At 64.9% G+C, this 19,653-nt stretch carries 21 protein-coding genes; 14 read left to right on the top strand and 7 right to left on the bottom strand.

What is annotated here, in order from left to right; all coding sequences use genetic code 11:
• Positions 1-15 precede the first annotated feature (15 nt).
• Positions 16-618, top strand: a complete 603-nt coding sequence (gene cobO / locus G520_RS0101330; RefSeq protein ID WP_028534100.1) for a cob(I)yrinic acid a,c-diamide adenosyltransferase — start codon at positions 16-18, stop codon at positions 616-618.
• Positions 618-1,922 (top strand): cobyrinic acid a,c-diamide synthase CobB, encoded by a 1,305-nt coding sequence (locus G520_RS0101325; RefSeq protein WP_028534099.1) that lies wholly within the window; start codon positions 618-620, stop codon positions 1,920-1,922. The genes cobO and G520_RS0101325 overlap by 1 nt, the downstream gene beginning before the upstream one ends.
• 111 nt (positions 1,923-2,033) lie before the next feature.
• On the opposite strand, the gene G520_RS0101320 is transcribed toward G520_RS0101325, so the two are convergent.
• Positions 2,034-2,360, bottom strand: coding sequence for a hypothetical protein (locus G520_RS0101320; protein ID WP_028534098.1), 327 nt, complete (start codon positions 2,358-2,360; stop codon positions 2,034-2,036).
• A 142-nt stretch (positions 2,361-2,502) separates the two neighbouring features.
• Complete coding sequence (locus G520_RS0101315) at positions 2,503-3,903, bottom strand: CoA transferase (protein WP_051228802.1); 1,401 nt, start codon at positions 3,901-3,903, stop codon at positions 2,503-2,505.
• Positions 3,904-4,001: 98 nt separating this feature from the next.
• Between G520_RS0101315 and G520_RS0101310 the strand changes: the two genes are divergently transcribed.
• The 3 genes from G520_RS0101310 (at position 4,002) to G520_RS21055 (ending at position 6,937) form a co-directional block, all read left to right on the top strand.
• Positions 4,002-5,174, top strand: a complete 1,173-nt coding sequence (locus G520_RS0101310; RefSeq protein ID WP_028534096.1) for a citrate synthase family protein — start codon at positions 4,002-4,004, stop codon at positions 5,172-5,174.
• A 202-nt stretch (positions 5,175-5,376) separates the two neighbouring features.
• On the top strand, positions 5,377-6,270 hold the full coding sequence (gene msrP, locus G520_RS0101305) for a protein-methionine-sulfoxide reductase catalytic subunit MsrP (protein WP_028534095.1): 894 nt from the start codon (positions 5,377-5,379) through the stop codon (positions 6,268-6,270).
• Between the two features lie 7 nt (positions 6,271-6,277).
• Entirely contained in the window at positions 6,278-6,937 is a 660-nt protein-coding gene (locus G520_RS21055; RefSeq protein ID WP_084637400.1) for a protein-methionine-sulfoxide reductase heme-binding subunit MsrQ, read from the top strand.
• Here G520_RS21055 and G520_RS0101295 read toward each other — a convergent pair.
• Positions 6,903-7,868 (bottom strand): alpha/beta hydrolase, encoded by a 966-nt coding sequence (locus G520_RS0101295; protein WP_211222729.1) that lies wholly within the window; start codon positions 7,866-7,868, stop codon positions 6,903-6,905. The genes G520_RS21055 and G520_RS0101295 overlap by 35 nt on opposite strands.
• A 13-nt stretch (positions 7,869-7,881) precedes the next feature.
• Entirely contained in the window at positions 7,882-8,394 is a 513-nt protein-coding gene (locus tag G520_RS0101290; RefSeq protein WP_028534093.1) for a phenolic acid decarboxylase, read from the bottom strand.
• A gap of 117 nt (positions 8,395-8,511) precedes the next feature.
• Between G520_RS0101290 and G520_RS21050 the strand changes: the two genes are divergently transcribed.
• The 3 genes from G520_RS21050 (at position 8,512) to G520_RS0101275 (ending at position 10,252) form a co-directional block, all read left to right on the top strand.
• Entirely contained in the window at positions 8,512-9,381 is an 870-nt protein-coding gene (locus tag G520_RS21050) for a LysR family transcriptional regulator (RefSeq protein ID WP_036664945.1), read from the top strand.
• A 98-nt stretch (positions 9,382-9,479) separates the two neighbouring features.
• Entirely contained in the window at positions 9,480-9,875 is a 396-nt protein-coding gene (gene crcB, locus G520_RS0101280; protein WP_028534092.1) for a fluoride efflux transporter CrcB, read from the top strand.
• A 38-nt stretch (positions 9,876-9,913) separates the two neighbouring features.
• Positions 9,914-10,252: a DUF190 domain-containing protein gene (locus G520_RS0101275; protein ID WP_051228800.1), complete on the top strand. Its 339-nt coding sequence runs from the start codon at positions 9,914-9,916 to the stop codon at positions 10,250-10,252.
• 16 nt (positions 10,253-10,268) lie between these two features.
• On the opposite strand, the gene G520_RS0101270 is transcribed toward G520_RS0101275, so the two are convergent.
• On the bottom strand, positions 10,269-11,543 hold the full coding sequence (locus G520_RS0101270; protein ID WP_211222728.1) for an MFS transporter: 1,275 nt from the start codon (positions 11,541-11,543) through the stop codon (positions 10,269-10,271).
• Between the two features lie 276 nt (positions 11,544-11,819).
• On the opposite strand from G520_RS0101270, the gene G520_RS0101265 reads away from it, so the two are divergent.
• Positions 11,820-12,062: a hypothetical protein gene (locus G520_RS0101265; RefSeq protein WP_028534089.1), complete on the top strand. Its 243-nt coding sequence runs from the start codon at positions 11,820-11,822 to the stop codon at positions 12,060-12,062.
• A 57-nt stretch (positions 12,063-12,119) separates the two neighbouring features.
• Here G520_RS0101265 and G520_RS0101260 read toward each other — a convergent pair whose 3' ends face one another.
• Both G520_RS0101260 and G520_RS0101255 read right to left on the bottom strand, forming a co-directional pair.
• The gene (locus tag G520_RS0101260) at positions 12,120-13,685 is read right to left on the bottom strand and encodes a sensor domain-containing diguanylate cyclase (RefSeq protein WP_028534088.1); all 1,566 of its coding nucleotides are present in this window, start codon (positions 13,683-13,685) and stop codon (positions 12,120-12,122) included.
• Positions 13,686-13,775: 90 nt separating this feature from the next.
• Complete coding sequence (locus G520_RS0101255) at positions 13,776-15,251, bottom strand: sensor domain-containing diguanylate cyclase (RefSeq protein WP_028534087.1); 1,476 nt, start codon at positions 15,249-15,251, stop codon at positions 13,776-13,778.
• Positions 15,252-15,342: 91 nt separating this feature from the next.
• Between G520_RS0101255 and G520_RS24195 the strand changes: the two genes are divergently transcribed.
• The 5 genes from G520_RS24195 (at position 15,343) to G520_RS0101230 (ending at position 19,624) form a co-directional block, all read left to right on the top strand.
• Positions 15,343-15,555, top strand: a complete 213-nt coding sequence (locus G520_RS24195; RefSeq protein WP_084637399.1) for a cysteine-rich CWC family protein — start codon at positions 15,343-15,345, stop codon at positions 15,553-15,555.
• Between the two features lie 88 nt (positions 15,556-15,643).
• Complete coding sequence (locus G520_RS25620) at positions 15,644-16,783, top strand: methyl-accepting chemotaxis protein (protein WP_084637398.1); 1,140 nt, start codon at positions 15,644-15,646, stop codon at positions 16,781-16,783.
• 14 nt (positions 16,784-16,797) lie between these two features.
• Positions 16,798-17,166: a response regulator gene (locus tag G520_RS0101240; RefSeq protein ID WP_028534085.1), complete on the top strand. Its 369-nt coding sequence runs from the start codon at positions 16,798-16,800 to the stop codon at positions 17,164-17,166.
• Positions 17,167-17,180: 14 nt separating this feature from the next.
• The gene (locus tag G520_RS0101235; protein ID WP_028534084.1) at positions 17,181-17,465 is read left to right on the top strand and encodes an STAS domain-containing protein; all 285 of its coding nucleotides are present in this window, start codon (positions 17,181-17,183) and stop codon (positions 17,463-17,465) included.
• The gene (locus tag G520_RS0101230) at positions 17,462-19,624 is read left to right on the top strand and encodes a chemotaxis protein CheA (protein WP_246542744.1); all 2,163 of its coding nucleotides are present in this window, start codon (positions 17,462-17,464) and stop codon (positions 19,622-19,624) included. The genes G520_RS0101235 and G520_RS0101230 overlap by 4 nt, the downstream gene beginning before the upstream one ends.
• The last annotated feature ends 29 nt before the right edge of the window (positions 19,625-19,653 follow it).

The following is a 19,653-nucleotide window of genomic DNA, read 5'->3' as shown; positions in this document are numbered from 1 at the left end:
CTTCTCGAGAATCCGATGAAAACCGACCCCGACAGCCATCAGCGCATGAGTGAACGCCGCAAAGCCGGCTTCGACAAGAAAAAAGCCGCCGCCAGCGCCGAAAAAGGCCTGCTCATCGTGCACACCGGCAACGGCAAGGGCAAGAGCAGCGCCGCCTTCGGCATGGGCTTGCGCATCGTCGGCCACGGCTTGCGCCTGGGCGTGGTGCAATTCATCAAGGGCGCACTGCATACCGCCGAGCGCGACCTGTTCGGCGGCTATGCCAACTGCGACTTCCGCACCGTCGGCGACGGCTACACCTGGGACACGCAGAATCGGGCCGCCGACATCGCGGCGGCGCGCAAGGGCTGGGATGAAGCCTGCCGCATGCTGGCCAGCGACGACTACCATATGGTGATTCTGGACGAGCTCAATATCGTGCTCAAATACGACTACCTGCCGCTGGACGAAGTGCTGGCCGCCTTCGCCGCCCGTCCCGCACGCCAGCATGTGGTCTGCACCGGCCGCAACGCGCCCGCCGCCCTGATCGACGTCGCCGACCTCGTCACCGAGATGCGCCTGGTCAAACATCCGTTTCGCGAGCAGGGCATCAAGGCGCAACGCGGGGTCGAATACTGATGCCGGGCCCCGTTCGCCACTGCCCGGCGCTGTTTCTGAGCGCGCCGGCCTCGCATCAGGGCAAGACCACTCTCAGTGCCGGCCTGGCCCGCTACCATCGCACGCTCGGACGGAGCGTACATGCGTTCAAGACCGGCCCCGATTTTCTCGACCCCGCCGTTCTGGAACGCGCAAGCGGTCATCCCGTGCACTCGCTCGACCTGTGGATGACAGGGGAGGACGATTGCCGGCGGCGGCTCTACCAGGCCGCAGCCGATGCCGACCTGATCCTGATAGAAGGCAGCATGGGACTGTTCGACGGCACGCCGTCGAGCGCCGACCTCGCCGCCGCCTGCGGCGTGCCGGTAGTCGCACTGATCGATGCCTCCGGCATGGCGCAGACCTTCGGCGCCATCGCGCACGGACTGGCCAGTTTCCGACCCGGCCTGCCCTTCCACGGCGTCCTCGCCAACCGCGTCGCCAGCCCGCGCCACGCCGCCATGCTCGGCGCGAGCCTGCCGGCCTCGCCACGCTACCTCGGCGCCGTCATGCGTACCGATGCGATGGCACTGCCCGAGCGCCACCTCGGGCTCGTGCAGGCACAAGAAATCGACGATCTGGAAGCCCGGATAGAACTCGCCGCCGCCGCCATCGCCGCCACCGGGCTGAGCGAGCTGCCGCCGGCCGTCGCCTTTGCTCCACCGCCCGCCGCCGAGCCGTGCGCCCCTCTGCTGGCCGGACGGCGCATTGCCGTCGCGCGCGATCGCGCGTTTTCCTTCCTCTATCCGGCCAATCTCGAATGCCTGGCCGCGCTCGGCGCCGAACTCGCCTTTTTCTCGCCGCTGGCGGACGAAGCGCCGCCGCCCTGCGACGCGCTCTACCTGCCGGGCGGCTACCCCGAACTCCATCTGGAGAGGCTGGCACAGGCGGGACGCACCCGCGCCGCGCTCGGCGCCCATGTCGCCGCCGGCCGGGCGGTGTACGCGGAATGCGGCGGCATGCTGTATCTGCTGGACCATCTGAGCGATGCGAGCGGCCACGGCGCGGCGATGCTCGGACTGTTACCCGGTCATGCGACCCTGCGCCAGCGGCTGGCCGGGCTCGGGCTGCAAGCGCTGACCCTGGATGGCGCCACCCTGCGCGGGCACACTTTCCATTATTCGGAACTGGAAACAACACTCGCGCCTTACGCGCAGACCATGCGCGCGGACGGCTGCGCGGCGGGCGAGGCGGTGTGGCGGCACGGCAGCATCCTGGCCAGCTATCTGCATGCCTATTTTCCATCCAATCCGGCCGCCGCCGCCGCGCTGTTTCTCGCGCGCTAGCCGCTGGCGCGGAGGCGGTCAATCGATGATCTCGGCAAGCAGCAGGATCTGCGCGAGCAAAGCGCCGATGGCGCCCCATACGCTTGAATCCGCCCGGAAGCGTTCTCCCGCTCAGGGATGAAACAGAGCAGACTCTCCGATCAGCCCCTGCAAGCGCTCGAGATCGGATACGGCCGGATGGAGGGCCGCGGCCGCATCCCTGGCCGCACCGGCCGGGGCGGAAGGCGATACGCCGCTCCAGGCATCGGGATCGTAGGCATCCGGATCGCAATAGTAGCTGATCTTCCCGGGCCGGGCCGGCGCTTCGGCATCCGCGCACGCCGAGCCGCCCGCCAGGCACGGCAGGCCTTCGTCTTCCCAGGTAGGCCAGGTGGACGACGCCTCTTCGCGCAACGACCGGACAAGGGAGAACCGGGGCAACAGGCGCGTTTCGTTCATCGTGATCTCCTCTCCCGTAACGACAGCCGCTACGCCCGCACCATGCGGGCGGCGGCGCTTGCATCAGACCCGGGATCGAAAATAAACGTTTCACCCCGCCACGGCCATGGCTTGCGACACAATCAGAAAAATCCGGTACACCTCACCACCGTGCCGGATCCGTCCCCAGCGCCGATGCCGGCCGTTCCCAGTACAGCGGTGAAGCAGAGACGGTGAGCGGGGCGACGAGACGCCGGGCCGGCCCCCATGCCGTCGCCTCGCCCCCCGGGCAGACATCGTCCGGCGTTTCGGGTGCCAGGGCCGGTGCGCCGGGCGCGCCGGCCGGCAGCGTCAGCAGCAACTGCGCCATGCGCGCGAGCGAAGTGCGCCACATACTGCCGGTCCCCGCACGGCGACGCAGGTCGAGCCCGCGCAGCACCGCCGCCGCCAGTACATAGCCGCAGGCGTGGTCGAGCGCCTGCACCGGCAAGGGCGTCGGACGCTCGCGCCCGAACGCCCGCATACCGGTCTCGGCGATGCCCGAACTCATCTGCACCAGGCTGTCGAAGCCGCGCCGCTCGCGCCACGGTCCGCTCCAGCCATAGGCGTCGAGCGAAACATCGATCAACCCGGGCCGCAGCCTCCGCCGGCGCTCGGCCCCGAGGCCGAGCGCCTCGAGCGCATCGCTGCGGTAGCCATGCACCAGCACGTCGGCCCGGCTCAGCAGGCGTTCGAACGTTTCGCGTCCGGCGCGGGATTTCAGATCGAGACGTGCGCAGCGCTTGCCGAGCGTCATCTCCTGCTCGGTGCCCGGTTCGTCCCATAGCAGAGGATCGATGCGCAGGACATCGGCTCCATAACCGGCCAGAAAGCGCGTCGCAACCGGCCCGGCGATGATGCGAGTCAGATCGAGTACCCGGATAGCGCGCAGTGGGCGCGCCCGCGCGATCTCGCATGGCGCGGCGGCTCCCTCCTCCCCCACCGCATAGTGCAGCAAAGGCTCGGCAGCAACGGCACGGCCTTGCGCATGGGCCAGCCACGCCTCGGACGAACGCATGCGCGCGGCACAAGCGCCGTGGGCGACAAGCGCGGCCTCCAGTTCCTCCGCGTCCTGGCGCGCGACCGCGCGCGCCACGTCTTCGCGTCCGGCACGATCGCCAAGACCGAGCACGGCCAAGACGGCGGCACGATGATGCGGGGCATTGGTATGCAAGCGGATCCAGCCATCGGCGCTTTCATAGTCGCCGGCGAGAGGGTCCCATGCCGGCGCCATCGACCAGCCCTGCGGACGAAGCGAGGAAGCGAACCAGAGCGAAGCCAGCCGCCGGTCGACGACAACCCTCGCCGCTGCGGCGCCACCGGCTGCCGCATACTCGGACAAGGCCAGCCCGGCGGCGGCGATGGAGGAACAGGCCAGGTCGGTGGTCGCCAATGCGGACGGCAAGGCACCCCGGCCGCTCTGCATGCAGAGCCCCAGCCGTGCGGGGGCACCTTGCAAGGCGCTCCATATTTCGTTCAGCCCATACGGCAGGCCGGACGCGCCTTGCGTTATCGATTCGATCATGGGAGCTCTCCTGTGGCGGGGTTCAGGCTTGAGCATAAGTGCATTGATTTAACAGTCAATATTGATTAACTTGATCAACATACGCCGGGAACACTGCCATGCCGTCCTTCCTCGATTCAGCACAAGCCGCCGAGCGGCTCGGTATCTCGCTCCAGACCCTGTACGCCTATGTCAGCCGCGGCCTGATCCGCCCCCATAGTGTCGATGCCGGCACGCGTAAAAGCCGCTATCTGGAAGACGACGTCGAGCGTCTGTCCAGGCGGAACCGCCGCAGCCGCAAACCGAAAGAGGCCGCGCGCGCCGCACTGGATTGGGGGATGCCGGTGCTGGAGTCGGCGATCACCCTGATAGAAAGCGGTCGACTCTATTACCGCGGCATCGATGCCTGCCAGCTCGCACGCCAGCACAGCGTCGAGCAGGTCGCCGCCCTACTGTGGCAATTCCCGGAAGCGACGGCCTTTACAGACCGCGATCCGGCACTGCCGACCGCGATGGTGCCGGATCGGGCCGCAAGGCATTGCGAGCACCGCTTGCTGCCCCTGTTCGCGCTTGCCAGCGACGACGCCGCGACCGCCATCTGGCAGACGGCACCGCAGCGCACGGCCGAAGGCTGCGCGAGCTTGCTGCGCGTGTTGGCCGCCTGCCTGCTCGGCGCGACGCCGCGCACGACGCCGATTCATCGCCAGTGCGCGCAAGCCTGGCAGTTGGACGAGACGGGGGCCGACCTGGTGCGCATGGCCCTGGTGCTGTGCGCCGACCACGAGCTCAACGCGTCCAGTTTTACCGCGCGTTGCGTGGCGTCGACCGGTGCCAGCGTGCGCTCGGCGGTCATCGCCGGGCTGGCCGCGCTCAGCGGAGGACGCCACGGCGGCACGACCGCACGGGTCGAAGCGCTCTGGGACGAGACGGGCGCCGATCCCGCGCGGCGACTCCGGGCACGTCTCGCGCGCGGCGAGGATCTGCCCGGTTTCGGCCATCCGCTCTACCCGGGCGGCGATGTACGCGCCAGCATGCTGCTCGAACGCATCCTGCCCGCGCACGACAGCTGGCGCAGCCTCGCCGCCGCCGCCGGGGAGCTGACCGGGCAGCCGCCGTCCCTGGACTTCGCACTCGTCGCACTGCGCCGCCACCTGGGCCTGCCGCCCGGTTCGGCCTTCGGGCTGTTCGCGCTCGGACGCGCGAGCGGCTGGATCGCGCATGCGCTGGAACAACGTGGCAGCGCCACGCCGATACGGCCACGCGCGGCGTATACCGGCGCAAGACCGGTCTGAGCCTGCAGAAAGGCGGGATGGATAGACAAAAAAAACCGACATTGCCGATGTTCGGGTGTAAGAAATCGTAACGTGCTACGACTAATGGATGGGAACGCCGATTCTGTTTGACAGTCGAAGCGATGATGCCCCCCCACAGAGCCGTGCGGCCCGTCCGCCGGAGCAACGATTTCGCCCCCTACCCCGAATGCGGAGCCTGGCCATGCTGATCAAGAAACCCGACGCCATCCGTCCCTCCGAGCTCACCCCGGAACCGGTCTATCTGAACCGGCGCCAGTTCATGCTAGGCTCGGCCGGCGTGCTGCTGTCCGCCGAAGCGCTGGCCGCCAGCCCCTTTTCCACCCGGGAGAAGGAAAACAGCTGGCAGGAGATCACCCACTACAACAACTACTATGAATTCGGCACCGACAAGAGCGACCCCGGCGAAAACGCCGGTTCATTGAAAGTCCGCCCCTGGCAGATCGCGGTGGACGGCGAGGTGGCCCATCCGCGCCACTACGGTATCGAGGAGTTGCTGCGCTTCGCGCAAGAGGAGCGCATCTATCGACTGCGCTGCGTGGAGGGATGGAGCATGGTGATCCCGTGGACCGGCTTTCCGCTCGCCAGTCTGCTCAAACAGGTACAGCCGACTGCCCGCGCACGCTATGTCGCCTTCGAAACCTTGCTGCGCCCGTCCGAAATGCCGGGGCAACGCGAACATACGCTGGCCTGGCCCTATCGCGAAGGGCTGCGCATCGATGAGGCGATGAACCCGCTCACGCTGCTGGCCACCGGCCTGTACGGCAAGCCGCTACCCAATCAGAACGGCGCCCCCATCCGTCTGGTGGTCCCGTGGAAGTACGGCTTCAAGAGCATCAAGTCCATCGTACGCATCCACCTGATGGAGACCCTGCCCGCCACCAGCTGGAACCTGGCCAATCCGGCCGAGTACGGCTTCTACTCCAATGTCAATCCGGCGGTGGACCATCCGCGCTGGAGCCAGGCGACGGAGCGCCGCATCGGCGAATTCTTCAAACGCCCGACGCTGCCGTTCAATGGCTACGCCGAGCAGGTGGCTGCGCTGTATCGCGGCATGGATCTGCGCAAGAATTACTGAGAACTCCATGACCCCCTCGATCCGACCGGGGCTGACGCCCTCTTCCCACATTACCGGGTTCAAGCGCGCCGTCTTCGCATTGTGCCTGCTTCCGCTCGCGCGTGCGCTGTGGCTGGCCGCCAGCGGCGACGCCATCAACCCGATCGAATTTCTGACCCGCTCCACCGGAACCTGGACCCTCAGCTGGCTGCTGCTCACCCTTGCCATCACGCCGCTGCGCACGCTGACCGGCCTGAGCATTCTGATCCGGCTGCGTCGCATGCTGGGCTTGTTCGCCTTTTTCTACGGCGTTCTGCACCTGACCTTGTACCTGTGGCTGGACAAATTCTTCGACTGGCCCGCCATCGGCCACGACATCGTCAAACGACCGTTCATCACCATGGGCATGGCGGCCTGGCTGCTGATGCTGCCGCTGGCCGTCACCTCGACCCAAGGCTGGATCAAGCGGCTCAAGCGGCGCTGGGGTCTGTTGCACCGCCTGATCTATCCGCTGACCGTCATGGCCGTCGTCCACTATTTCTGGCTGGTGAAGAAAGACCTGACCCAGCCGCTGATCTACGGCACGGTCCTGGCCGTGCTGCTGCTGTGGCGGGTCGCGCGCCGCGTTGCAACGCGGGCGCGGCCGGCGCCGCTTACGGCTTCAGATGGCGGTCGAGGAACGCGATGATGGTCTGCATCACCGGCGGCTGGATCCAGTACTCTCCGCCGTGCGCGGCGCCCTTGACGACGTAGCGGGTCGCATCCACCCCCAGGCCGCGCAGGGCGACAAACAGCCGCTCCGTCTGGCGCGGCGAAACCAGCGTATCGTGATCGCCGTGCATGAGCAGGAAAGGCGCTGCGGTCTTGCTGACATAAGCGACAGGATTAGCCGCCTCGGCACGCGCCGGATCGCTCGATATCGCACCGCCGGTGCCAAGCACGGCCGGACCGTTCACCCACATCGCTTCCGGGGCGGAGGGCGAGCGATGCTGCGCCTGAACCGCTTCGGAAAAGCCTTCGCCGACCCGGTTCAGATCGGACAAGCCGTACAGATCGACGGCGGCTTGCACGGCGCTGCTCTGGTCCAGGTGCTCGCCTTGATCGAAGCGCCTATCGCCATTGCTGACCCCCGCGAAAGCGGACAAATAGCCGCCGGCGGATTCGCCAAGCACGCCGATATGGCCGGCATCGATGCCAAACCGGGCCGCATTGGCGCGCAGAAAGCGTATCGCCGACTTCACATCGATCAGCGGCGCCGGAAACATGGCGGTCGGCGCAACCCGATACTCGATGCTCGCGACGACATACCCGGCCTGGGCCAGATCCAGACGCTGCTGGATATAACTGTCCTTGTTGGCATTGACGAAACCGCCGCCAGTGATGAACACCACCGCCGGCAGCGGTTTCGCCGCCGTCGGCTTCAGCACATCCATGCGCAGCGCGACATTGTCGTAGCCGCGCATGGACGGCTGCGCAAACACGACATTCGAGATCAGCTTGACCGGCGTGCGGGTCAACGTCACCGTCAGCTCGCGGCTGTCCGGAGCCGCCGCCTGCGCCGCACCGCCGAGGGCCGCGCCGATGGCGACGAGGGAGGCGAGGTATCCGAGTTTCATCATTTTCATCGCCTCCTCAGGATGCCATCCGGTCGGGAAAACCCGCCGGCAAGCGATCCGGCGCGCAGGCGATGACATCGTCACGATCGGGGCCGCAGTCCTCGATAAAGGTGATGGTGGCGAATTCGTCTATCACCTCCTTCGGATAGGTCGGGCCCGCATCGCGGTACTCGCGCATCAGGTCGAGGTGCTCGTTCTGATAGCACACGGTTTTTTTCGGGTCGGCAAACACCCAGCGCGGGAAAAAAATCACGCCATGCAATTCCTTGCGCAGCAGATTGACGGTCAAACTGACCGTCGTTCCGGTCGGCTCATCCCAGGAAATCTTGAATACCTGCTCGCCGACCGCACGGATGTGGGCCTGCTGGTCGGTCACCCAGCGACCGCCAACGATGCCGCTATGGATGCGGTAGTCGAAGCGCTCGCCATTCTTGACATAGATCTCGTACTGCCAACCATTATCGTAGGTGTAAACCAGATGTTTGCCGATGAAGGACTTCAACTCGGCGCTGTGATCCTGCTGTGACATACCGTTCTCCATACTGGGTGGGCTTGCCGCTCGGCGGCACATGCCAGTAAGATACGACGAAGCAATTACAATTGATAAGCGCAAAAAAATGCGCAAACCGATCGGAAAATCGAATCGATGTCCCCCCTGCCACGCACCTCGCTCGAGCAATGGCTGGTGTTGCAAACCATCGTCGACACCGGCGGCTTTCATCAGGCGGCCGAGACGCTGCATCGCAGCCAGTCGTCCGTCAGCTATGCCGTCGCGCGCTTGCAGGAAAGGCTGGACCTCCAGCTATTACAGGTCGACGGGCGCAAAGCCGCGCTCACGCCGATCGGACGGGCGTTGCTGGAGGACGCCAGGCCTCTGATCAATGAACTGGCAACCCTGGAGCTGCGGGCGCAGGCCTTGAAGCAGGGCGCAGAAGCCCAGATACGGCTGGCCGTGGACAGCCTCTACCCCAAGGCAGCCCTGTTTGCGGCGCTCGCCCGCTTTGCGCAGGCGTTTCCGCATACCCGCGTGGGGCTGACCGAAGTCGTGCGCCTGACACCGCAGCGCAGCGCCGCCGACCTCTATATCGCGATGCAGGGCCTGGCCGGCGGCGAGCGGCTGATGGAGGCCGAGTTGCTGGCTGTCGCGCAACGCGATCATCCGCTGCATCGCAGCCGCAAGGCGACGCTTGGCGCGAGCGATCTCGCCCACCACCTGCAAGTGAGATTGGAAAGTCATGCCCAGCCGGCGCGCGACAGCGCCCCGGCCGCGCAGCAGACCTGGACCGTGAATTCGGTCGAAGCCGCGGTCGAAGCGATTCGCAGCGGCCTGTGCTTCGGTTGGCTGCCGCGCCAGGCGATCGCAGCGGCTCTGGCGACTGGCGAGTTGCTCGCCCTGCCGCTCGGCAGCGGCCGGGTGCGGATGATCCCGCTCAACCTGATCTACGCCGATTACGAGCGCGCGGGCCCCGCCACCCATGCCCTTGCGCGCATTCTGCGCGAGCGGGACAATACCTGATACGGCGACGCGCCGATTCCGCCCGGACGGGCGGACTGCTATGCTGCAAACATCACCGCAATGCTTCCGCATGGCGGTCCGCGAAAGGAAGAAAGGGTATGAGCCAGGCGCCAGCCTTGTTGGCAATTGCCGTGGGGGCGACCTTGGGGGCATGGTTGCGCTGGGGACTGAGCCTGCTGCTCAATCCGGTTTTTCCTACCGTTCCGCTCGGGACGCTGGCCTCCAACCTGCTCGGCGGCTACCTGGTCGGCATGGCCGTCGTGTTCTTCAACCAGAGCTCCGGGCTGCCGCCCGAGCTGCGTCTGCTCGCGATCACCGGTTTTCTCGGCGGGCTGACCACCTTTTCCACGTTTTCCGCGGAAGTGGTGGGTTTGCTCGCGCGACAACAGTATTTATGGGCGCTGGGCACGGCGAGCGTGCACCTGTTCGGATCCCTGACAATGACGGCGCTCGGCATGGCAACGGTCTCCTGGCTGACGACATCGCGCTTTTAGCCACGACCGCACGCGCCGTACACGGGAGGAACTGAGAAATGAACGAAGCACAAGGTCCGGCCGCGGCACATGGCGTCTTTCTGCGCTTTTTCGTGCAGGAAAAACAGCGCGTTCACGGTGTGCTGGTTTACGACTGGCTGCTGGATACCGCCAGGCAGATGGACATTCGCGGCGGCTCGGCACTGCGCGTGATCGCCGGCTATGGTCGCCACCGCATCCTGCATGAGAGCCATTTCATCGAATTGCAGGGCGAATTGCCGATCGAAGTCGACTTCATCGCCAGCGAAGAGGAAGCGCAACACCTGCTGACACGGGTGAAAGCGGAACAGCTATCGCTGTTCTACGTCAAGATTCCGGCCGAATTCGGCATCGCCTGAAGCCGATAAAACCGGCTCAGGCCGTGCTCGCGCGCGCCGGGCGATGGATGCGCAGGACACTGACGGCCGCGATCAGACACAAGGCGCCGGACAGCATCGTCGCAAGCGTATAGCTGCCGAGACTGTTGCGCAGCAAGCCGGCGCCGAGTGCGGCAGCAGCGGCCCCCAACTGATGGCCGGCGACCACCCAGCCGAACACGACCGGCGCGTCCTGGCGGCCGTAGCAATCGGTCGTCAGCCGCACCGTCGGCGGCACCGTCGCCACCCAGTCCATTCCGTAGAACACGGTAAACAGCGGCAGCCCGAAGAATTCAAAACCGAAAGCATAGGGCAGATAGATCAAGGACAAACCGCGCAAGCCGTAATACCAGAACAGCAGACGCCGCGCATCATAGCGATCCGACAGCCAGCCCGACGCCGTCGTTCCGAGCAGATCGAACAAGCCCATCGCCGCCAGAATGCCGGCCCCGCGCACCGGCGTCAGCCCGTAGTCGCCGCACATGGCGATGAAGTGGGTCCCGATATAGCCATTGGTGCTTGCGCCGCACACAAAAAAGCTGAAAAACAATAGCCAGAAGTCACGCGTGCGCGCCGCACGGCGCAAGGCGCCGAACGCGATCGCGATCGGGCTGTGGCGGGAAGGCGTGACGACCTCGATCGCCGCAGGGTCGCCGTAGGCAGCCAGACCGACCGCTGCCGGCCTCTCGGGCAACAAGCACCAGACCAGCGGCACCACCAGAGCCAGCGCGAACGCAACCGTCCCCGCCACGGGGCGCCAGCCATAATGCTCGGTGATCGCAGCCAGCAGCGGCAGAAACACCAGTTGGCCGGTCGCGGAGCTGGCGGTCAACACGCCCATGGCCAAGCCGCGGTGCGCGATAAACCAGCGATTGACCACGGTCGCCCCCAGCGTCATTGCCGTGGCGCCGGTTGCACAGCCGACCACGCCCCCCCACAGCAGCTGCAGCTGCCACTGCGAGCGCATCGCGGCGGAGGCGCCGACAGCGAGAGCCAGCACCGACAACGAAACCAGCACCGTCCGCCGTAGGCCGAAGCGCTGCATCGCGGCGGCGGCAAACGGCCCCATCAGCCCGAACAAGGCCAGATTGATCGCCAGCGCCAGTGAAATCGCACCGCGGCTCCAGCCGAATTCGCGCTCCAACGGCACCATCATGACGCTGGGAGCCCCCCGCGTGCCGGCGGTGACGAGCATCACCACAAAGGTGACGCCCAGTACGATCCAGCCGTAATGAAAACGGCCCCGGGCCCAACGCGCCATGACAGACACCATGCGTGTGCTCCTGCGAAGCGGAATCAAAACAAATACTTCGCAACAGTATTTACCTTCGCACCCGGAATTTGTCCAGCCGCCTCCCATCTGCCGGCAAGAGATCACGACCCGGCAAATAGAAAACAGACATGATCGAATGCAAAAAACGCATTAAATTTTCGCTTGTTTGATGCAACGCACAAACTGCAGACGCCGCTCGCGTTAGTCTGATAGCAATCGGCTGCACGCCTACGCCCGTGACCGCCGTCATTTCTCGATCTTGGAAGGAGTTTTGCAATGAGTCAGTGGGCCGTTTATCTGCTTAGGGACGGACGCTACGCCAGCGTCGGTGACAAATTCGTCGAACAGGGCGCCGACAACGCCGTATTCGAACTACGTTTCGCTTCGGAAGGGATCGCCATGGAGGTCGCCAAGGCCCACATCGGCCACGATGCCGCTTTTGTGCGCCGTGCCGACGGCAGCCTGTACTCGACCAGGGACACGCCCTGGAAAGAAGCCGTCGTCCAGCAACTGGCCTGAGCCTGAGCGACGACTCGCGCGCCGCCCTCCCGGGCGGCGCATTTTTTTGGCGCAAGTCTAGCAATCGGCGCTGAACACCACCCGATTGCGCCCCTGCTGCTTGGCCTGATACAAGGCACTGTCGGCCCGCTTCAACAGCGAAGTCGGGGTGTCGCAGGCGCTGGCCACTGCGCCGCCGATACTGATCGTGACCGACACATCGCCCTCCCCGGTAGCGACCACCTTCGCTTCGACCTCGCTGCGCACTCTTTCCGCCACCGCTTGCGCCTGATGGATACCGGCATCGGGCAGCAAAATCGCGAACTCCTCCCCGCCTATGCGCGCCAGGTCGTCGCCAGGCCTCAGTCCGCCGCGCATCACTCCAGCCAGCACTTGCAAAGTGACATCCCCGGCGACATGGCCGTAGTTGTCGTTGACATGCTTGAAGTAATCGATGTCGAGATAGAGCAGGGTCAGCGGCTGCCCTTCGCGCTGGGCGACGGCCAGGGTTCTTTCGACCATGTCGATGAAATGGCGCCGGTTATACAGGCCGGTCAGGGGATCGGTGATGGACAGCCTCTCCAGTGATTCGCGGGTGGCTTCCAGATCGATCGTACGCTGACTCAACAACGCCATGCTCGCCGTTTTCTCGCGCACCACGTCGGCCAGTCTCGACTCGCGCCGGTGCAGGCGCTGCAGCAAGCGCCAGACGGCTGCCAGCGCCAGCAGTTCGAACACGATGAAAGCGGCGACCCCGCCACGAATCAGCAGCGCCGTACGTTCTGTCGCCGCCAGTATCTCGGCCAGCGGGGTGCTGACCGTAACGACAACCGAGTAGCGTTCTAAAGTAGCATAGCTAACCAGCTTGCGACGTCCATCCATCGGCGAGATCATCTGGATGAAAACGCCGTGACGGACAGAATTGAGCCGCTCGCCTGACGGCGCCAGGTCGGAGCGATGGCCGATGGCCGCGCCGGAGCCGGAGTCGGGCCAGCGGCCGAGCACGGTTCCGTCCACGCGTGTCAGCGTCACGACATCGCCGTGCCCCGGTTCGACCTGGCCGACGAAGCGCGACAGGGATTCCATATCCAGCACCGCGCAGGCCAGCGCAATGCCCTCATGCCGGTTCTCCAGCCGACGGATCAGCGGCAGTCCCCACCTGCCGGTGAGACGACTTCTGATCGGCACGCCGAAGAATAGCGTCCCGGGAGCGGACGCCAGCCCCAGCCTGAAATACTCGCGATCGCGGACATTCACCCGGGGCGGATGCTCCGGGTAAGGGTAGAAGTAGACACCGCCGTCGACATCGATCAGCCGCAGCGCAATCATGCCGTCGCTGACCAGACGCAGGCGCGAACTGATGCCGGCAATCATCGCATCCTGCAGCGGCGACTCGCTCCCGCTGCGTCCGATCGATTGATCGATGCTGCCAAGCGCCAGTTCGATGCTGCGGCCGACGCCATCGACCTTCGACTCAACCGAGCTGAGCAGCCGCGACTGGTCCGCCGCCGCACTCACCATCGCCTGCGAACGGCTCTGGGCAATCCAGGTTTCGCCGGCAAACAGGGCGGCGCAGGCCAGAGTCAAGGCCAGGACCGGGACCAGCCAGCCCGGATCGCGCAACTTTTCCCTCCAGAAAAGCATGCTCCGCCACCTTATCTGCCTTCTTTCTTACAGCCTAGCATTCCGGATGCACGCGCGCCTGCGGCCTTGCGTCGTACGAACTGCGCTGGATCAATGCACGCCGGATTGCTCCGAATAATAGCTGCGCTTGTTTTCGTACATCAGCAGGTCGGCACGCTGGAGGGCGGCCTCCAGACGTTCGCCGACATGGCAGGTGGCGACGCCGAGCGACAGGCTCAACACCTGCCCCGAATAAAACTGATTATTGATCTCCACCAGCTTATGGATGCGCTCGACCATCAAGGCTCCATCGCGTTCGTCGCCGCCCGGCAGCAAGACGGCAAATTCATCGCCGCCGATGCGCGCCGCGCGCGCGGTCGGATCGATCGCTTCGGTCAGGACTTCGCCCGCACGGCGCAGCAGGCTGTCGCCGGCCGCATGGCCGAGCTGGTCGTTGGCATCCTTGAGCCCGTTGAGATCGAGCACAATCACAGTGACCGGAAACGGTCCTTTGCGCTCAAGCCGGTTGAGCTCATCGACATAATAAGATCGGTTATACAACTTGGTCAGCACATCGTGCTTGCCAAGAAATTCGAGGTAGGCCTCGGCCTTCTTGCGTGCCGTGATATCGACCAGCGCGACGAGCACCAGCTCCCAGCTGTGCTCGAAGCCCGGCAGCACGGAGAACTGCAGATGCACATGCAGCTTGTCTCCATCGAGCGAATAGTTCGTGATTTCGCGCTGGTAAAACAGCTTGCCCTGCCACAGATCGATCAATTCTTCCTTGAACGACTGCCGCATGTCGTCGCGGAAAATACCGGGCAAACAACGCAGCAAGGTCGCCTTGTCCGGCGCGCAATACATTTCGAGCGTCAGCCGGTTGACGTCGACGACGCGGACCTCCTGCAGGCAGCGCTCGACGAATTCGGGGTGGACGTCCAGGAACACGCGCAAATCTTCGATGCCGCGGGCGCGGATGTCATCCAGCAGGCGCTTGACCGAGCTGAAATCTTCCACCCACAGCGAAACCGGAGAAAACTCGAACAGCCCGCGCGCCGACGCTTCGCTGATGGCGAGACGCCGCCGCGCGGCCTCGCGCTCGGTCACATCCTCGATAGACACCAGCACCCGCTCCCAACTGTCTTCGTAGCCGGGCAGGATGGTGCCCGCCAACTGGATGTCGAGCCGACGTCCGGACAGGGTGTAATTGACGGTATTGCTGGCAAAACGGGTACCGCCGTTCCACAACTCGACCAATTCATCGACATGGGCCGCCAGCATGTCGTCGCGGAAAATGCGCGTCAACCCCTGTTCCAATGCGGCCTGATCGGCCGCTTCGTATAACTCCAGCGTCTTGCGGTTGACCTTGACCAGACGCAGGGTTTGCGAGCACTGCGCAATCCGTTCCGGCATCTCGCGCAAGCTGGCGCGCAAGTCGGTCACGCCTTCGGCGCGCCAGGCGTCGAACAAGCGCTTCAAACCGCTGTAATCCTCCAGCCACAGCGACACCGGGGCCAGTTCGAACATGGAGGCATCAATGTTCTGTTCGGAAGATAAAGGGGTGGCACTCGCTTGAATTGAAGTCATGGGCTGGCGATTTCTGGTTGGCACTCGCGCTAGTGTATGATTTTTTACCCAGTTGCGTCATGCGCATCCATTCATCACCCCGAGCTAAGCCATGTCCACAGCCTCTCCCAGCAACGCGACGCCTGCGCGTTCCATGACCTGCCGCCAATGCGGCGCCCCCTTCCGTTGCGGCGAAGGCGGCAAGAACGGCGCCTGCTGGTGCGCCGACCTTCCTGCGGTGGCAATGCCGCTGCCCGGTGGCGACTGCGTGTGCCCGGCCTGTCTCGCGGCGCAACTCGCAAAATCCGTACCCTGCGGCAAATAAAGCTGGGCGGCCATTTGCATCTGTAAGGGGTGACAGCTACAAAAAGATAAGACTAACAACAATATCAGTTAAAAGAAGGGGGTATTGCATGACGGGGACATCTCAGCACCCGTGGAGCCGTGGCCGCCTGGCGCTAGCCCTGGTGGTCGATGTTCTCCTCGCGGCTGGCGCCTACGCCTACGACAGCCTGCAATGGCCGGCGCTCGCGCTCGCCATCCTGCTGCTCGCCTCGGCCCCATGGTGGCTGGCGGCGCGGCTCGAACCCCAAAACGACGCCGGCGTGCCCGCAGCCGAGCCTGTCGCCGACCTCTGGCGGCCCTATGCCGATCTGACGGCCCAAGTGCTGCCCCTATGGCGTGGGCACACCTCTCTCGGCAACGAACAGATCACCGAGGCGATAGGCGAACTGGCGACCCGCTTCAGCGCGATGGGCGGCTCGCTGCAGCATGCGCTGGGCAAGCAGGACCTGAATGTCGCAGACCGCGAGGGACTGACGCGGACCGAGGACAGCCTGCGCGATATTCTGGAGCAGCTCAAGCAGGCCATCTCCCAACGCGACGCGCTGCAGAAAAACATCAGCGAGCTCAAGCAATACAGCAACGAACTGCAGGGCATGGCCGACGCCGTCTCGTATATCGCAGGCCAGACGAATCTGCTGGCGCTCAACGCCGCCATCGAAGCCGCCCGCGCCGGCGAGGCAGGCCGCGGCTTCGCCGTGGTCGCCGACGAAGTGCGCAAGCTGTCGCAGCAGTCGGATAGCACGGGCAAACAGATAGGCGGCAAGATCAATGCCATGGTCGGCGCGCTGGAGCGAACCATTTCACAGTCGCAGCATGTGACCGGCGAAGAGAAAGAACTGACCGAGCGCATCTCCCTTGCGGTCAATCAGGTCATCGATACCTACCGCCAGTTCACCGCCACGCTGGACCAGAATCACACCGAGGTCAGTGCCGCAAGCCAGCAGATACTGCAGGAAATCCAGCAGATTCTGGTCAGCCTCCAGTTTCAGGACCGCGTCAGCCAGATCCTCGGCCATGTGCTCGCCGATATGCAGAAACTGGAATCCTCGCTCGAGCGGGCACTGGGCGGAGAGCCCCCCCCGCCACCCGACGTCGGCGCCTGGCTTGCCGCCCTCAAGAAGACCTATACCACGCAGGAGCAACATTCCGTACACCACGGGACCGGGGGCAAGATCGAGCCCGCGGCCGACGATGTCACATTTTTCTGAACGGGCGAGTCATCATGGCCAAAACCATACTCATCATCGACGACTCAATCAGCTTGCGGCAGGTCGTCAAAATGGCACTCAGCGGCGCCGGCTACGATGTCATCGAAGCCGGCAACGGACAGGAAGCGCTGAAGCTGCTGGACGGTCGTAAAATCCACCTCATCGTATCCGACGTCAATATGCCGGTCATGGATGGCATCAGCTTTGTGAAGGAAGCCAAGCTGTTGCCGAATTACAAGTTCACCCCGGTGATCATGCTGACCACCGAGGCCGGCGACGAGATGAAAAAGCAGGGCCAGGCCGCCGGCGCCAAAGCCTGGGTGGTCAAGCCCTTCCAGCCGCCGGCGCTGTTGACGGCCGTTTCCAAGCTGATCTTACCGTAGGCGGGAGAAACGCCATGAGCCACCTCGTCACCGTGTCGGGCGAAGCCACCATCTTCCAGGCCGCCGACTTGCACCGCACCCTTCTCGATGCCCTGGCGCAGGAAGAGGCGCTGCGGGTCGACTTGTCGCAGATCACCGAATTCGACTGTTCCGCGGCACAGATACTGATCTGGCTGACGCGCGAGGGCGCGCGTCTCGGTCGTCCGGTCAGCCTGCTCTCCCCCGGCGAGCCCGTGCGCGAGCTGCTCGCCCTGATCGGACTCGATGCCGAGCTTACCTTCGAGGAGACCGCGCAATGACACTGGATATGGAACTGGCGCTGCAAACCTTTTTCGAAGAGTCGAACGAGCTGCTGAGCGATATGGAGCGCATTCTGCTCGATGTGGAAATGGACGCCACCACGCCGGAGCAGCTCAATGCCCTGTTCCGCGCCATGCACACGATCAAGGGCTCGGCCGGACTGTTCGCGCTCGACGATGTCGTCCGTTTCACTCACCAGGTGGAAAACGCGCTCGACCATCTGCGCGACGGCAGCCTGCAACTGGACGAAGAACTGGCCGGACTGTTGCTGCGCTGCCACGACCACGTCAAGACGCTGCTCGACGCCCTGGCGGCCAAGGAGGCCCTGCCGGTGGATGCCGGCCTGCCGCTGCTGGAAGAACTGTCGGCCCGTCTCAATCACGGCGCCGCGCCTCAGCCCTCGGCCGAACCGGCCCCGGCCGAGGCGGCCGCCCCCTCCCCGGCCGAAGCCCGCGCCTCGGCCTGGCTGATTTCCCTGCGCCTGGGACCGGACGTCTTGCGCAACGGCATGGACCCGGCGTCGTTCATCCGCTATCTGCACACGATGGGACGCATCGAACGGATCGAAGCGATCAGCGTCAAGCTGCCGGCCGGTGCCGCATTCGACCCGGAAAGCAACTATCTGCGCCTGGAGCTGATCTTTGCCGGCGAGGTCGAAATCGGCGCCCTGTGGGATGCGTTCGAATTCGCACGCGAAGACAGCCGCATTCATATCTGGCCGCTGGACGAAGCGCCGGCGCACCTGGCCGAGCTGTCGGGCGAGGTGGACGCCGCCGAAGCGGCTGCGCTGCAAGCGGTATGGCAGCGTTTCGGGCTGCCTGATGCGACGGCGCCTGCCATCGAGGCCGTGGCGGCCCCCGCCGCCGTCGAAACCGCAGCGGCGGTCACGCCGCGCGCCGAGAGCGGCAAGGCCGTGCACGCCGAGGCACGCCAGCCGAAACCGCCGGAGAGCAAGTTCATCAAAGTCGAGGCCGGCAAGCTCGACAGTCTGATCAATCTGATCGGCGAGCTGGTCATCGCCGGCGCCGCCGCCAACCTGATGGCGCGCCGCGCCGATCAGACCCCGCTGGTCGAAGCCACGCTGGCCATTTCCAGCCTGATCGAACAGATCCGCGCCGGCACCCTGTCGATGCGCATGATACAGATCGGCGAGATTTTCAACCGCTTCCCGCGCGTGGTGCGCGATGTCTCGCGCGAACTGGGCAAGGACATCCAGCTCACCATTTCCGGCGCCGACACCGAGCTGGACAAATCCATGGTCGACAAGCTCGGCGACCCGTTGATGCACATCGTGCGCAACGCCATCGACCATGGCATCGAGGACACCGCGCAGCGGCGGGCGGCAGGCAAACCGGACACGGGAACGATCTGGCTGAATGCCTACCACGAGTCGGGCAGCGTGGTCATCGAGGTGGCCGACGACGGCGGCGGCCTGCGCCGCGACCGCATCCTGGCCAAGGCGGTGGAACGCAATCTGGTGCCGGCCGACGCCACGCTCAGCGATCAGGAGATTTTCAAACTGATCTTCGAACCCGGTTTCTCCACCGCCGAGCAGGTGACCAATCTGTCCGGTCGCGGCGTCGGCATGGATGTCGTGCGCAAGAGCATCGAACAACTGCGCGGCTCGGTCGACATCGACTCCGAACCGCAGCTGGGTTCCACCTTCCGCATCCGGCTGCCGTTGACGCTGGCCATCATCGACGGTTTTCTGGTGCAGAACGGCGACGCCACCTTCGTGGTGCCGCTGGAAGCGGTGATCGAATGTATCGAACTGCCGCCCGCCCAGCAGCAGGAGGGCACCCACGACTGCCTCAACTTGCGCGGCGAGATTCTGCCGCTGCTGCACCTGTCCACCTTCTTCGAGCTGGGCGCCGCCCCGGGCAAGCGCCAGAACGTGGTCGTGGTCCGTTTCGGCGACAGCAAGGCCGGCCTGGTGGTCGACGAACTGCTCGGCGAATACCAGACCGTGATCAAGCCGCTGGGCAGCCTGTTCCGCCACCTGAAAGCCATCAGCGGCTCGACCATTCTCGGCACCGGCGAAGTGGCGCTGATACTGGATATTCCGTCGTTGATCCATTACGCGACGCGCAAGGAAAGCGAACGCTATTCGCCGGACGGCGAGGCGGGCAGACGCAGCCGCACGGGCAGCCCAAGCTGAGTCCCCGGATCGGAACCAAGGAGAAGCGA

This window comes from Paludibacterium yongneupense DSM 18731 (assembly GCF_000422925.1).
Lineage (GTDB): Bacteria > Pseudomonadota > Gammaproteobacteria > Burkholderiales > Chromobacteriaceae > Paludibacterium > Paludibacterium yongneupense.
This window is presented reverse-complemented; position numbering and strand designations above follow the sequence as displayed.

Coding starts and splice junctions, on each gene's coding strand:
- cobO (WP_028534100.1), top strand. CDS start 16: ATGAAAACCGACCCCGACAGCCATCAGCGCATGAGTGAACGCCGCAAA.
- G520_RS0101325 (WP_028534099.1), top strand. CDS start 618: ATGCCGGGCCCCGTTCGCCACTGCCCGGCGCTGTTTCTGAGCGCGCCG.
- G520_RS0101320 (WP_028534098.1), bottom strand. CDS start 2,360: ATGAACGAAACGCGCCTGTTGCCCCGGTTCTCCCTTGTCCGGTCGTTG.
- G520_RS0101315 (WP_051228802.1), bottom strand. CDS start 3,903: ATGATCGAATCGATAACGCAAGGCGCGTCCGGCCTGCCGTATGGGCTG.
- G520_RS0101310 (WP_028534096.1), top strand. CDS start 4,002: ATGCCGTCCTTCCTCGATTCAGCACAAGCCGCCGAGCGGCTCGGTATC.
- msrP (WP_028534095.1), top strand. CDS start 5,377: ATGCTGATCAAGAAACCCGACGCCATCCGTCCCTCCGAGCTCACCCCG.
- G520_RS21055 (WP_084637400.1), top strand. CDS start 6,278: ATGACCCCCTCGATCCGACCGGGGCTGACGCCCTCTTCCCACATTACC.
- G520_RS0101295 (WP_211222729.1), bottom strand. CDS start 7,868: ATGATGAAACTCGGATACCTCGCCTCCCTCGTCGCCATCGGCGCGGCC.
- G520_RS0101290 (WP_028534093.1), bottom strand. CDS start 8,394: ATGTCACAGCAGGATCACAGCGCCGAGTTGAAGTCCTTCATCGGCAAA.
- G520_RS21050 (WP_036664945.1), top strand. CDS start 8,512: ATGTCCCCCCTGCCACGCACCTCGCTCGAGCAATGGCTGGTGTTGCAA.
- crcB (WP_028534092.1), top strand. CDS start 9,480: ATGAGCCAGGCGCCAGCCTTGTTGGCAATTGCCGTGGGGGCGACCTTG.
- G520_RS0101275 (WP_051228800.1), top strand. CDS start 9,914: ATGAACGAAGCACAAGGTCCGGCCGCGGCACATGGCGTCTTTCTGCGC.
- G520_RS0101270 (WP_211222728.1), bottom strand. CDS start 11,543: ATGGTGTCTGTCATGGCGCGTTGGGCCCGGGGCCGTTTTCATTACGGC.
- G520_RS0101265 (WP_028534089.1), top strand. CDS start 11,820: ATGAGTCAGTGGGCCGTTTATCTGCTTAGGGACGGACGCTACGCCAGC.
- G520_RS0101260 (WP_028534088.1), bottom strand. CDS start 13,685: ATGCTTTTCTGGAGGGAAAAGTTGCGCGATCCGGGCTGGCTGGTCCCG.
- G520_RS0101255 (WP_028534087.1), bottom strand. CDS start 15,251: ATGACTTCAATTCAAGCGAGTGCCACCCCTTTATCTTCCGAACAGAAC.
- G520_RS24195 (WP_084637399.1), top strand. CDS start 15,343: ATGTCCACAGCCTCTCCCAGCAACGCGACGCCTGCGCGTTCCATGACC.
- G520_RS25620 (WP_084637398.1), top strand. CDS start 15,644: ATGACGGGGACATCTCAGCACCCGTGGAGCCGTGGCCGCCTGGCGCTA.
- G520_RS0101240 (WP_028534085.1), top strand. CDS start 16,798: ATGGCCAAAACCATACTCATCATCGACGACTCAATCAGCTTGCGGCAG.
- G520_RS0101235 (WP_028534084.1), top strand. CDS start 17,181: ATGAGCCACCTCGTCACCGTGTCGGGCGAAGCCACCATCTTCCAGGCC.
- G520_RS0101230 (WP_246542744.1), top strand. CDS start 17,462: ATGACACTGGATATGGAACTGGCGCTGCAAACCTTTTTCGAAGAGTCG.